The organism is Rhabdothermus arcticus (assembly GCF_055382915.1).
This window is the reverse complement of the sequence record NZ_AP043808.1, coordinates 1,693,928-1,706,729: the sequence shown is the minus strand read 5'-3', so window position 1 is coordinate 1,706,729 and position 12,802 is coordinate 1,693,928. Positions and strand designations below refer to the sequence as shown.

The window sequence follows — 12,802 nt, the reverse complement described above, 5'->3', positions numbered from 1 at the left end:
CCGGTAGCGCCAGATCAGGTAGCCGAGGTAGCCGACCAAAAAGCCGTAGGTGGCGAGGTAGACCACGGTGACGAAGATCCCATTAGAAACCATCGGCGTCCTCCTTGGCCGCCTCCAGGGCGGCAATCTTTGCCTTCAGGCGCAAAAACCCCAGGTAGATGAGGGTGAAGGCGAAGAGGTTGACCAGCAACGCGGTGAGCATCTCCGGGGCCATGTGAACCCGGCGGTTGATCACGTCCACCGAGGCCGTCTGGTGGATCGAGCGCCACCAGTAAACCGACATGTAGGTGATCGGGATGTTGATCACCCCCAGGATGGCCACCGCCGCGGCGGCCTTGGCGCGCAGCTCGGGATCCTCGATGGCCTGGCGCAAGAGGAAGTAGCCGGCGTAGACCGCGATCATCACCGCGACCGAGGTCAGCCGGGGCTCCCAGACCCAGTAGACCCCCCAGGTGGGCCGGGCCCACATCATCCCCCCGAGGACCATCAAAAGCGAAAGCCAAAGCCCGAGCTCGGCGCTCGCCGCGGAGAGCCGGTCCCAACGCAGGTCGTTGCGCACCAAAAAGAAGAGCGCGAAGACCCCGGCCAGGATGAAGGCCAGGTAGCCGGTCCAGGCGGAGGCCACGTGCACGTAGAGGATGCGCACCAGGTAGCCCTGATCCCGATCGGGCGGCGCCGTCAGCGCGAACCAAAGCCCCACCAGGAGGAGCGCGAAACCAAGCCCCAAGAAAGCCAGCGTCCATGCGTCGAGGCGTCGTTCCGGGCGGGTCATGTCAAGCCCAAGCCTAGCACTTCCCCTTTGGGAGGTATGAGAGCCGCTTCAGGGTTCCCGGGGACATTTATCCCTCCCCGGTCGTGGTCTAATTGCTGAGAACTCCATGAGGGGCTCGCGCCCCCAAGGACAAGGTGGTGATAGGTATGCGAAGCATGGTATGGGCCCTGGCGCCCCTTCTGATACTCTGGGGCGCGGCGTTCGCCCAGGCCAACGAGGCGCCAAACACCGCAGCCCAGACGGGGTGCTTGAGCTGCCACCGGGGCATCGAGGCGATCCGCGACCCAGCATCGGGCATGATGCGCCAGATCCAGGCCCTGGGCACCGCGGCCGGCGACCCCACCGGCTGTACCGTCTGCCACGGGGGCAACCCTCGAGGGGCCACCAAAGAGGAGGCCCACCAAGGGGCGCCGGCGTTGTTCAAGCAAGGGCGCGGCCCCAAGACCTTCTACCCGGACCCCGGCTCGATCTGGATCGCCGAGCATACCTGCGGGCAGTGCCACGCGGGCTACGCCTACCGCCTCAACCTCTCGCTGATGCAGACCGAGGCGGGAAAGATTCAGGGCAACCTGCACACCTGGGGTTTTCCGGAAACCTGGGATGGCCAAACCCCCTATGGCAACTACGCGGTCAAGGACACCGACGGACCGGTCCCCGCGGTGGGCACCGAGGCCTACAAGGCTTACATGCAAGCCCTCAAGGCGCGCTATCCCCAGGTCCTGCCCGACGCCCTCGACGAGATCCCCAGCCCCTCGGTTGAAGAGATTGAAAAGGATCCCAAGCTCGCCGCGATCACCTACCAGCGCCAGCAGTGCCAGCGCTGCCACGTGGGGGTGAAGGGGCGGGAAAAACGCGGCGACTACCGTGGCATGGGTTGCTCCGCCTGCCACATCCCCTATTCCAACGACGGTTTCTACGAGGGCGAGGACCCGACGATCCCCAAGGACGAGCCGGGGCACATGCTGGTGCACACCCTCCAGGCCACCCGCAAGTCCAAGGTCAAGGTGCACGACACCGTCTACTCCGGGATCCCGGTCGAAACCTGCAACTCCTGCCACAACCGGGGCAAGCGCATCGGCGTCACCTTCCAGGGCTTGATGGAGTTCCCCTACGGCACCCCCTACGACGAGAAGGGGAACAAGCAGCCCAAGCTGCACACCAAGACCTACCTCTACATCGCCGACGACGTGCACCACCAGGGCGAGCCGGGCAAGGGCGGGATGCTCTGTCAGGATTGCCATACCACGATCGACATGCACGGTGACGGCAACATCTTCGCCACCACCTTGGCCCAGGTCGAAGTCGAGTGCCAAGACTGCCACGGCACCGCCGAGCAACTGCCCTGGGAGCTGCCGCTTGGCTACTCCGAGGAGTTTGGGCGCGACCTTCCGAAGACCCCGCGGGGGCTCGCCAAGGCCCCCTTGCCGGAGACCCAGGCGTTTGCCACCGTGTACCCCGCCGAAGACGGCTACCTCCTCACCGCGCGCGGCAACCCCTTCGGCAACGTGGTCAAGAAGGGCGACAAGGTGATCCTGCACTCGGCCACCGGGGCGGACTTCGAGGTGCCGGTGTTGAAGTGGATCAACGACCGCGATGCGTGGAAGACGCCCGACGCCAAGGTGGCGATGAGCAGCGTCCAAAAGCACGTCGATTCGCTCGAGTGCTACGCCTGCCACGCCTCCTGGGTGCCGCAGTGCTACGGCTGCCACGTCAAGGTCGACTACTCGGGGGGTAAGTCGGACACCGACTGGGTGGCCAACGGCAACGCCCACGACGAGACCGGGCAGACCCCGGAAAGCCCGCTCGGCACCCACGGCCTGAAGCGCCCCGGCAAGGCCAGCGAGTCCCGCAGCTATCTGCGCTGGGAGGATCCGATCTTGGGCATCAACGGCGAAGGGCGGGTCACCCCCCTGATGCCGGGCTGCCAGGTGGTCTACACGGTGATCGACCGCGACGGGGAAACCATCGCCCACAACGTCATCGCCCGTAGCCCCGACGAAGCCAAGCAGCTCGACCAGCCGTTCATCCCCCTGGCGATCGACATGGCGCCGGCCCAGCCCCACTCGGCGCTCAAGCAAGCGCGCTCCTGCGAGTCCTGCCACAACAACCCCAAGACGCTGGGGTACGGCATCAACGGGGGTATCTTCCAAACCCGCTACGCGGAGGACGTCGTCGAGGACCTGATCGACGCCCGTACCGGCAAAGTCATCCCCAAGATCCACCGTGTCCAAATCCCGGCGATCCCCGACCTCAAGTGGGATTGGTCGGTGATCGTCGACCAGAAGACCGGATACCAGGTCCAGACGGTGGGCAACCACTGGCCCCTCTCCCGCGCGCTTCCTAAGGCGATGCGCGACGGCATGGACCGGACCGGCCTCTGCATGGGCTGCCACAAGGAGATGACCAACCCCGAGCTCTGGGCCAAGGTCAGCACCCCCGGCACCCTCGACGACATCGCCCACATCGACGTGATGCACAAGATGCTTTTGGAATATGCGAAACGATCCGGCCGCTAAGGTGACCCTCACGGGGGGAAAGGCAGGCGTTCCCGCCTTTCCCCCGCCCATGGAGGCCCCGTGATGCGAGGCGGGTTCGTCATCCTCCTCACCTTGCTGCTCGCGGCGGGCGGTTGCAAGCCAAAGTCAGGCTCAAGGGCGCCCACCGAAACCGCACCACGGGTCCCGGTCGTGGCCCCCGGCGAAACGGCCGGTCCGCTGGATCCCAAGGCGGTCAAGCCCCACGGCAGCCAGTACGCCCATAGCGGCCTCTCCCCCGACGCGATCGCCAAGGTGGCGCTGATGCACCAGGCCCGGGGAGAGATCGACCAGGCGCTTTCCGTGCTTGCCCAGGGCCTTCGAGCCCATCCAAAGAGCCCGGTGCTGTACGCGGTGCGCGGCGCCCTCTACCTGGCCTTGGGCGAGCACCAAAAGGCCATCGCCGATCTGACGCAAAGCCTCGCGTACCGCGAGGACCCCGGGGTCTACACCAACCGGGCCCTGGCGAAGCGCACGTTTGGAGACCGTGCGGGCGCGCTCGGCGATCTCAACCGTGCTCTGGCCCTCGACCCCCATTTCCTGGCCGCCCGCTTCAACCGCGGAACGCTCTACCTCGAGGCCGGCGACTACGCGGCCGCGGTGCGTGACCTCAGCGAGGCCATCGCGATCGACCCAAAGGCCCCCGGGCCTTACTTCAACCGCGCCGTCGCCTATCACGCGCTCGGCAAGGTGGAGGCCGCGCTCGCCGACCTCCAACGTTTCCTCAGTCTGGCGCCGAAGGAAAGCTGGAAAGCCCAGGCGAAACAGCTCATGGAGACTTGGCAAGGTGAGGCGCGCTAGCGCGATCTGGACGATGCTGCTCGGGCTGGCCCTGGCCGCGGCCCCAACCCCTTGGGCCTTCTTTCGCGACCTGCTTGAGGAAGCCGGGATGCGCTATCAACGGCCCGCGGGGTACATCGAGCTGGCACCCGCGCCCAACCCCCTCCTGGCCTATCCCTACCGCGTGCGACACCCCAGGTCGGGCGTCGAGATCCGCTACCTGGTGATCCCCATCCGACGCATTAAGGTGGATTACGAGGATCCCCACGCCTCGGCACCCGAACCCAACCACGTCTTTTCCCTGGTCTTTCCCAGCCTCCTTTCCCGGCTTTCGGCGAACGGACGCTATCGGGAGAAGGACTACCCTCCGCTCGAGGCATGGCGGCTCTTTCGGGCGGACTGGGCGGGGGCTGGGGTCTTTACCCCGAACCCCGCGTTCGCGGCTTATGCCCATGCCCTGGTCGTGGGCATGCATCGAAACGACCGCGCCGACGCCTACCAGATCTTCCTCGCCGACGATCCGGACGCGCTCAAGACAGCGGTCCTGGCATCGCAGACCGCGCTCGCTTACCGGGCCGGCTCAGCCCTCGATGACGAAGGGAAAGAGCAAGCTGGAGGCGGTCAGGTAGATCACGTCGAAGGCGATCAGTAGCTGCCACCAGGGCCAGACCTCGGCTGGGGCCGCTCCCCCGGCCAGCGCCGAGGTGGCCTTGACCGAAGCCAGGATCACCGGAACCACGACGGAGAAGACCAGGATCGGCAGGATCAGCTGGGCGGTGGCCAGCCGCGCCACCAGCCCGGCGTAGAAGGTCGAGACCGCGGCGTAGCCGGTGATCCCGAGGAGCAGGGTGACCAAGAGCGCGGCAAAGGCCCGAAGCGGCAGGTAGAACATCCCCGCCACCAGGATCAACACGACGAGCGAGAGCCCGGCGAGCAGGACCCAGAGGAAGAGAAACTTCCCCCAGTAAAGCCACTCCCGGCTTCCCGGCAAAAGCAAGAGCTCATCCAGGGTGCCGTTCTCGACCTCCAGCCCCCACGCCCGTCCCGCGAGCAGGCTGCCGGCGAAGGCCAGCGCCACCCAGAGGACGCCCGGCGCCGCCCGGGAAAGCGCGTCCCGGTCAGGTCCCAGGGCGAACCCCAGGATCAAGAGCACCACGCCGAGGAAGAAGAAGGTGGAAAAGAGCCCCGCGCGGCTGCGGAACTCGATCTTCACGTCGCGGACGGCGAGCGCCCAGACCCGCCTCACGAAAGGACCACCTCGCGGTCCGCGGCGGCCGTCGCGAAGGCGCGGTCGTGGGTGGCGAGCAAAACGCCCCCGCCCCGGGCCTTGACCGCCGCGATGAGGTCCAAGAGCCCGGCCCGGCCGGCCTCGTCGAGGGCGGTCTCGGGCTCGTCGAGCAAGAGCAGCCTGGGGGCCAGGAGCCGCGCCCGGGCCAGGGCCAGGCGCTTTTTCATGCCGCTGGAGTAGGCGGCGACCGGTTTTTCCGGGGGCAGGCCAAGGGCTTCAAGGGCCCGCCGCGCCTCGGCCTCGCCGACCGGGCGGTTGGCGAGCAGGCTCCCGGTGAGCAGGTTTTCAAGCCCCGAGAGGTGGCGGTAGAACGCGGGGGGGTTGGCCAGAAAAAGCATCGCCTCGCGCCCCACCACGGCCTCGACGCGGCCCCGCTGGGGTCGGGTCAGGCCGGCGGCGACGCGCAGGAGGGTGGTCTTGCCGACGCCGTTCGGGCCGAGCAGGGCCACCGCCTCCCCGGCGGCGACCTCGAGGGCGACCCCTTTGAGGACCCAGTCACGGCCGAAGCGCTTCCAGACATCGACGAGGCGAAGCACCCTATACCCCGAACCGGGCCAGGTAGTGGCTGAACTGGGTGTAGAGCCCGCTCAGCATCAAGACCCCGACCAGCATCAAAAACGCCCCGGAGACCGTCTCCACCAGCTGGGCCACGCGCGCGTTCTTACGGATGAAGGCCACCGCGCGATCGGCGAAGAGGGCGACCAGCAAGAAGGGCACCGCGAGCCCGGCGGTGTAGGCGGTGAGGTAGACGAGCCCGGACAACCCGCCCTCGTTAAAGACCAAAGCCAGGATCAGGGAGAGGACCGGACCGATGCAGGGGGTCCAGCCGAGCGCCAGGACCAGGCCCAGCAAGAAAGCCCCGAGCGGCCGCGAGGGGTCGCCGCGGTAGCCCGCGACCGCCCCCGAGCCGGCGGAGAGGACGGGGAAGGGAAGCCGCACCCCCAGCATGTAGAGCCCGAAGAGCAAAAAGAGCACCCCGCCAACGCGGGCCAGGACCTCCTTGTAGGAAAAGAGCCAGTTCCCGAGCAGGGTGGTGGGAAGCCCGAAGATGAGGATGAAGACCACCGAGAACCCGAGGACGAAGAAGACCGCGTTGAAAAACGGCCGCCCCTTCTCCCCGGAGAGGTAGAGGAGGTAGGTGGGGACGAGGGGCAGCACGCAAGGAAGCAAAAAGGAGGCCATGCCCCCCAAGAACGCGGCGATCAGGTTCAGATCCGAAGGGCTCATCGGGGCGATTCTACCCCGGGGTCATGAGTCCTCGCTAAACGCGTGGATCGTGTCCAAAGCCTCGTAGAGCGCGCCCAGGAAGGTCTCGGGGACGTCCACCCAGGGGTGGTGCCCGGCACCGGGAAGCACCCGCAGCTCGCCCCCGGTGAGGTCGGCGACCGCCTCCGCCTGCTCGGGGTGGCTGGTGCCGTCTTGGTCCCCGACCAGGACGAAGGGGCGGTGGGGGTGGCGCACCAGGTAGGGGGTGTAGTCGAAGGAGAAGAGACCGTTGAAGGCGAAAAGCCGCAGGACCTGATGGTCGGGGACGAGCTGGGCCCCGTCCTGGAGCCACTCGTGCTGCATGCGGCCGTGGGAGGTGGGGAACATCAAGCGGTCGAAGACCGCCTTGGGGGTGGTGTGGTCGAAGAGCGCCTCCACCGCCGCCTTGGGGTCCTCGGGGGGATCGGCCTCGAAGACCGCCCGCCACATCCGCTTGACCAACCAGGGGAAGTGCACCCAGGGACCGACCAGGATCAGCCCCTCCACCTGCGCGGGAAACCGGCGGGCGTACTCCAGCGCCACCACCGCCCCGAAGCCCTGGGCCAACGGGGTCCAGCGCTCGATCCCCAGGGCCTGGCGCAGGTCCTCCATGTCCTCGACCAAGGCGTCGATGGTGAAGAGCCGGGGATCGTCGGGAAGCGCCGGGCTGCGCCCCGCGCCGCGCTGGTCGTAGTAGATGACGCGGTAATCGGCAAGCGCCTCCCCCAACGCGGCCCGGAAGGGATAGCTCGAGCCCCCGGGGCCACCGTGCACCGTGACCAGCACCGGCGCGTTCCGATCGCCCACGTCCTCGACGTAGAGCTCCGCCTCCCCTACGGGGATGAAGTGGATTTCCTCGCGCATGCTTCCTCCAAGAGTATACGAACTTCCGCGCCACGGCGTTCGGCCTCGGCGATCAGGTCCGGCCCAGCGGCGAAGACCACCAAGAGGGCCTCCTCGCCGTCGTAGAGCTGGTAGGGGTAGGGGAAGGCCCGGGCCAGCGCCAGGAGGGCCTCGGCCTCGCCCTTTAGGAAAACGCTCTTCACGCACCCTCCCAGAGTCGCTTGTTCAAAAGCACCTCGGCGGACTCCTCGAGGGCGCTCATGCGCGCGTAGGCCTCGTCGAGGTCGCGCCCCCGGGCGAACGCCCCGTGGCCTTTGAGCAGGACCACGGGGTGATGGGGGATGGCATCGGCGATCGCCGCCGCCGCCTCCGGGCTGGCGGAGACCCGGGCCGGGGCCAGCACCGGCACCTCGCCGAGGAAGACCCGCCCCTCGAGGTCCAGCGGCACGATCCGCTCCAGCACCAGCGAGAGCGCCACCGCGGTGCGCGGGTGGGCGTGCACCACCGCCCCGGCGTCGGTCGCCCGGTAGACCGCGCGGTGCAAGGCGAGCTCGATCGAGGCCCCGCGGTCGCGCTCGGGGTCCGGGGCAAGGGGCACGTAGAGCAGGTCCTCCGGGCCCAGCCGGTGCTTTCGCGCGCCGCTTCGGGTGATCCAGATCCCCTCCCCCGCGCGCGCCGAGAGGTTGCCCGCGGCCCCGCCGATCAAGCGGTGGGCGAAGAGGTCCTCGCCCACCGCGCGAAACGCGGCCAGAAGCTCAGGCGACGGGGTCATCGCCTAAAGGCCCGGGCGCTCTTCCTTGGCCGGGGCCACGACCCCCGCCTCGGCCTCGCGGCGGGCCTCCTTGAGCCGCTCCAGGGTGCGCTTGTCGACGACCTGGGTGAAGCGCACGTGGTCGTTGCCGGTGCCCGCGGGGATCAGCTTGCCCAGGATGACGTTCTCCTTGAGGCCGATGAGCTCGTCGACCTTGGCCTGGATGCTGGCCTCGGTGAGGACGTGGGTGGTGTGCTGGAAGCTGGCCGCGGAGAGCCAGGACTTGGTCGAGAGCGCGCTCTTCGTCACCCCCATCAGCACCGGCTTCCAGGAGGCCGGCGTCTTGCCCTCGGCCATCAGCCGCTCGTTCAGGGCCTCGACGTCCCAGCGCTCGAGCACCTGCCCCTCCAAGAGCCGGGAATCGCCGGGGTCGGTGATCTCGACGTACTTCAGCATCTGCCGCACCACGATCTCGATGTGCTTGTCGTGGAGCTTCACCCCTTGCGAGCGGTAGACGCGCTGGACCTCGTTGACCAGGTAGCGCTGCACCGCCTCCGGGCCCTTGGCGTCGAGGATCTGGTGGGGGTCCACCGCGCCCCAGGTCAGCGGGGTGCCGGCCTCGACGAACTGGCCGTCCCGAACCGCGAGGCGCAGCGTCCGGTCGATCTTGTACTCCTTCTTGAAGCCGTCGCCTTCGACGATGAGGAGGTACTTGTCCTCTTCTTCCTTGACCCGCACCACCCCGTCAATCTCGGCGATCACCGCCTTCTGCTTGGGCTTGCGGGCCTCGAAGAGCTCGATGACCCGGGGCAGGCCCAGGGTGATGTCCACCCCGGCCACGCCGCCGGTGTGGAAGGTGCGCATCGTGAGCTGGGTGCCCGGCTCGCCGATGGACTCGGCGGCGACCACCCCGACCGACTCCCCGATGGCCACCGGACGGACCATCGAGAGGTCCATCCCGTAGCACTTCTGGCAGACACCGTAGTGGGTGCGGCAGGTGAGCGGGGAGTAGACCGGGACCGCCTCGAGCGCGCCGGCCTTGGCGGCCTCGAGGATCGCCGCGACGTCCTCGTGGGTCAGGAGCTGGCCCTCCTTGAACGTCTTCTTTCCGGCACTGAAGTCGCGGGCCACGGTGCGGCCGTAGAGCCCCTGCTCGATGTGGCTGCCCGGGCGCAGGCGCTGCTCCCCGGTCACCTCGTCGCGCTCGAAGAGGGGGACCTCGATGTACTCGGTGGTGCCGCAGTCCGCCTCGCGCACGATCACCTCGTGGGCCACGTCCACCAGCTTGCGGGTGAGGTAGCCGGAGTCCGCGGTGCGCAGCGCGGTGTCCGCGCCACCCTTGCGGGCGCCGTGGGTGGAGATGAAGTACTCGAGCACGGTCAGGCCCTCGCGGAAGTTGGCCTTCACCGGCATCTCGATGACCTCGCCGGAGGGCTTTTGCATCAGGCCGCGCATCCCCGCGAGCTGGCGGATCTGGGTGGGGTTCCCCCGGGCCCCGGACTGGGCCATGATGTGCAGCGGGTTGAAGGGGTAGTTCTCCTCGAAGTTTTTAAAGACCGCCTTGGTCACCCGGTCGGTGATCTCGCTCCAGACCTTGACGATCGCCTGGTAGCGCTCGCCCTCGGTCAAAAAGCCCTTCTTGTAGGCCCACTCGATCTTCTCCACCGCGCGGTCGCCCTCCGCGAGCAGCGCCTCCTTCTCCGGTGGGATGACCACGTCGTCGATGCCGATCGTGATCCCGGAGACGGTCGAGTAGTAGAAGCCAGCCTGCATCAGGGTGTCCAAGAGCCGCGCGGTGCGCTCGATCCCCAGCTTGACGAAGGCCTGGTAGACGAGCTCCTTAAGCGAGTTCTTCTCCTGGGGCCGGTCGACGTCCAAGAGGCCCTCGGGGAGCTCGGCGCCGGCCTCGGCCAGGGCCTCCTGGACGATGCGGTAAAAGAGCGCCCGGCCGGGGCTGGTGGCCTTGAGCTCGCCTTCGAGGCGGATCGTCACCAGGTCCTGGAGGTCGATCACCCCCTCCTCGACCGCGAGCAGGGCCTCGTCGAGGTTGGCGAAGACGTACTTGATCTGGCCGACGGTGGTCTCCCGGTCGCCGATTCGGATCGGCGCGTTCAGCGCCACCTCGCCGGCCTCGAAGGCCTTGAGCGCCTCTGCCTCGCTGGCAAAGTGCTTCCCCGCCCCCTTGCGCTCGCGGCGCACCTGGGTGATGTAGTAAAGGCCCAGGATGATGTCCCGGCTGGGCTTGGCGATGGGGTCGCCGGAGGCCGGGGAGAGGAGGTTGTGGGCGGAGAGCATCTGGATGCGGCTCTCGGCCTGGGCGGCCAGGGAGAGCGGCAGGTGCACCGCCATCTGGTCCCCGTCGAAGTCGGCGTTGAAGGCCTCGCAGACCAGCGGGTGGAGCTGGATCGAGTTGCCCTCGACGAGGACCGGGTGGAAGGCCTGGATGCCCAGCCGGTGCAGGGTCGGGGCCCGGTTCAAGAGCACCACCTTGCCGTGGATGACCTCCTCCAACGCGTCCCAGACCTCGTCCTTGATGTCCCGGGAGCGCTCGAGCATGCGCCGCGCGGCCTTGACGTTGGCGGCGATGCCCTTTTCCTCCATCTTCTTGAGCAGGTAGGGCTTGAAGAGCTCGAGCGCCATCTGCTTGGGCAGGCCGGTCTGGTGCAGCTTGAGCTGGGGCCCGACGACGATCACCGAGCGGCCCGAGTAGTCGACGCGCTTGCCGAGGAGGTTCTGGCGGAAGCGGCCCTGCTTGCCCGAGAGGATGTCGGTCAAGGAGCGCAGCGGCCGGTCCGAGCCGGGGTTGGTCACCGGGCTACCGCGGCGGCCGTTGTCGATCAACGCGTCCACCGCCTCCTGGAGCATCCGCTTCTCGTTGCGGATGATCATCTCCGGGGCGCCCTGGGAGAGGAGTTTCTTCAAGCGGTTGTTGCGGTTGATCAGGCGGCGGTAGAGGTCGTTGAGGTCGCTGGTGGCGAACCGCCCGCCGTCGACCTGGACCATCGGCCGCAGGTCCGGGGGCAGGACCGGGACGACCTCGAGGACCATCCATTCCGGCCGGTTCCCGGAGTCCTTGAACGCCCGCACCACCTCCAGGCGCTTGCGCGCTTTCGCCCGCTTGGCCCGCGAGGGGCTTTGCATCTCGGCCTCGAGCTCGCTCTCCAGGGCGTCGAGGTCGAGCTCCTTCAAGAGCACCAGGATCGCCTCGGCCCCCATACGGGCGTCGATGTCGTAGGACTCGATGACCCGCACCACCTGCCGCACCAGGTCCACCTCGACCCGGCCGTAGATCTCGCTCTTTACCCGGCCGCCGTCGGCGAGGACGTCGCCGGGGGCGACGCGGTCGCCGTTGGTCACCTCGACGTCGTCCTCGAAGGGGTAGACCCGGGCCTTCATCACCACGATCGAGGCCGGCTCCCTGAGGTGCACGATCCCCTCGGCCTCGGCGTAGATCTCCTCCTCGGGGTCAATGGCCCCGACGAGCTTCTCCCCTTTCTCGACGCGCGCCCCCTCGGGGACCAAGACGTGCATGTGAGGGTCGACCTCGTAGGCCTTCTCCCGCTTCCAGACCACGGTCATCGAGAGGTAGACGCGGCCGTTCTCCTCCTCGGCCTCGACCTCCTCGACCGAGAGCCCCTGGGGAAGCCGCAGCTCGCCCTCACCCCGGGCCAGGACCGCGCCCGGCTCGACGATCTCCCCGGCCCCGACCGCGAGGGTCATCCCCGCCGGGATCAGGTAGACCGCGACGACCTCCTCCTTCTCCGGGTCGCGAAGGCGCAGCACCGCCCCCTCGCCGACCTCGACGAGCTCGACGACCCCGCCCTCCTCGGCGGTCAGCTCGAAGGCCTCCTCGAGCTCGGCGATGACCTCGCCGCCCCGGTAGGCTTCGGCCTCGACCCAGGCCTCGGCGGGGAGGATCAGGTGCGCCCGGTCGCGCTCCAGGTACTCGACGACGAGCTTGCGGGGGAAGCGGTAGAAGGCCACCCCGTCGATCTTGGACTTGACCCCGGGGGCCAGCTCCTGGCCCTTGGTCACGTAGGCCCCGTCGGGGACCAGCGCGTCCACCCCCTTGGGGATGCTGTAGGTCTCCTGGCGCCCGAACTTGAGCTCGCGGTACTGCTCGTCGGAGAGCAGCTGGCCGCGCTTGACCGGCTCGCCATCGAGCACCGCCCCGGCGGGATCGATGACGATGTACTTGGCGAAGTAGAGCACCTGCTCGAGCTCGGCGGCGGTCAGGTTCAAGAGCGCGCCGACCTTGCTGGGAACGTCCTTGACGTACCAGATGTGGGTCGCCGGGGTGGCCAGGGAGATATGGCCCATGCGGTAGCGGCGGACGATCGACTTGGTGACCTCGACGCCGCAGCGCTCGCAAACCTTGCCCTCGAAGCGCTGGCGCTTGTACTTGCCGCAGGCGCACTCGTAGTCCTTGACCGGGCCGAAGATGCGCTCGTCGAACAACCCGTCCCGCTCGGGCTTGAGCGTGCGGTAGTTGATCGTCTCCGGCTTGGTGACCTCGCCATAGGACCAGCTCAGGATCTTCTCCGGGCTGGCGATGGCGATCTTGACCTTGCGAACTTCCCTCTTCATGC

Annotated in this window: 11 protein-coding genes; 3 read left to right on the top strand and 8 right to left on the bottom strand. The window is 68.0% G+C overall.

The genetic code is table 11. The features are described 5' to 3' along the window. Positions 1–82 precede the first annotated feature (82 nt). Entirely contained in the window at positions 83–772 is a 690-nt protein-coding gene (gene ccsA / locus ACZ48Y_RS08940) for a cytochrome c biogenesis protein CcsA (RefSeq protein WP_464740505.1), read from the bottom strand. Positions 773–918: 146 nt separating this feature from the next. Here ccsA and ACZ48Y_RS08935 point away from each other — a divergent pair, with 146 nt between their 5' ends. The 3 genes from ACZ48Y_RS08935 (at position 919) to ACZ48Y_RS08925 (ending at position 4,738) form a co-directional block, all read left to right on the top strand. Further along, positions 919–3,288, top strand: a complete 2,370-nt coding sequence (locus ACZ48Y_RS08935) for a cytochrome C (protein ID WP_464740503.1) — start codon at positions 919–921, stop codon at positions 3,286–3,288. Positions 3,289–3,351: 63 nt separating this feature from the next. Continuing rightward, entirely contained in the window at positions 3,352–4,107 is a 756-nt protein-coding gene (locus ACZ48Y_RS08930) for a tetratricopeptide repeat protein (RefSeq protein ID WP_464740501.1), read from the top strand. Further along, a complete protein-coding gene (locus ACZ48Y_RS08925) occupies positions 4,094–4,738 on the top strand; it encodes a hypothetical protein (protein WP_464740499.1) in 645 nt (214 codons plus the stop codon). The genes ACZ48Y_RS08930 and ACZ48Y_RS08925 overlap by 14 nt, the downstream gene beginning before the upstream one ends. On the opposite strand, the gene ACZ48Y_RS08920 is transcribed toward ACZ48Y_RS08925, so the two are convergent. From ACZ48Y_RS08920 to ACZ48Y_RS08890, 7 genes are read right to left on the bottom strand one after another with little or no spacing between them, the layout of a single operon-like run. Then, positions 4,667–5,332 carry a heme exporter protein CcmB gene (locus ACZ48Y_RS08920; RefSeq protein ID WP_464740497.1) on the bottom strand — a complete coding sequence of 222 codons (666 nt, stop codon included), beginning with the start codon at positions 5,330–5,332 and terminating at the stop codon, positions 4,667–4,669. The two genes, ACZ48Y_RS08925 and ACZ48Y_RS08920, sit on opposite strands and share 72 nt — an antisense overlap. Continuing rightward, a complete protein-coding gene (locus ACZ48Y_RS08915; protein WP_464740495.1) occupies positions 5,329–5,910 on the bottom strand; it encodes an ABC transporter ATP-binding protein in 582 nt (193 codons plus the stop codon). Before ACZ48Y_RS08915 ends, ACZ48Y_RS08920 begins: the two co-directional genes overlap by 4 nt. 1 nt (position 5,911) lies before the next feature. Further along, complete coding sequence (locus ACZ48Y_RS08910; RefSeq protein WP_464740493.1) at positions 5,912–6,601, bottom strand: cytochrome c biogenesis CcdA family protein; 690 nt, start codon at positions 6,599–6,601, stop codon at positions 5,912–5,914. Between the two features lie 21 nt (positions 6,602–6,622). After that, positions 6,623–7,483, bottom strand: a complete 861-nt coding sequence (locus tag ACZ48Y_RS08905) for an alpha/beta fold hydrolase (RefSeq protein ID WP_464740491.1) — start codon at positions 7,481–7,483, stop codon at positions 6,623–6,625. Continuing rightward, a complete protein-coding gene (locus ACZ48Y_RS08900; protein ID WP_464740489.1) occupies positions 7,453–7,665 on the bottom strand; it encodes a hypothetical protein in 213 nt (70 codons plus the stop codon). Before ACZ48Y_RS08900 ends, ACZ48Y_RS08905 begins: the two co-directional genes overlap by 31 nt. Then, positions 7,662–8,234, bottom strand: coding sequence for a class II aldolase/adducin family protein (locus ACZ48Y_RS08895; RefSeq protein ID WP_464740487.1), 573 nt, complete (start codon positions 8,232–8,234; stop codon positions 7,662–7,664). The genes ACZ48Y_RS08900 and ACZ48Y_RS08895 overlap by 4 nt, the downstream gene beginning before the upstream one ends. A gap of 3 nt (positions 8,235–8,237) precedes the next feature. Continuing rightward, entirely contained in the window at positions 8,238–12,800 is a 4,563-nt protein-coding gene (locus ACZ48Y_RS08890) for a DNA-directed RNA polymerase subunit beta' (protein ID WP_464740485.1), read from the bottom strand. Positions 12,801–12,802: the final 2 nt, after the last annotated feature.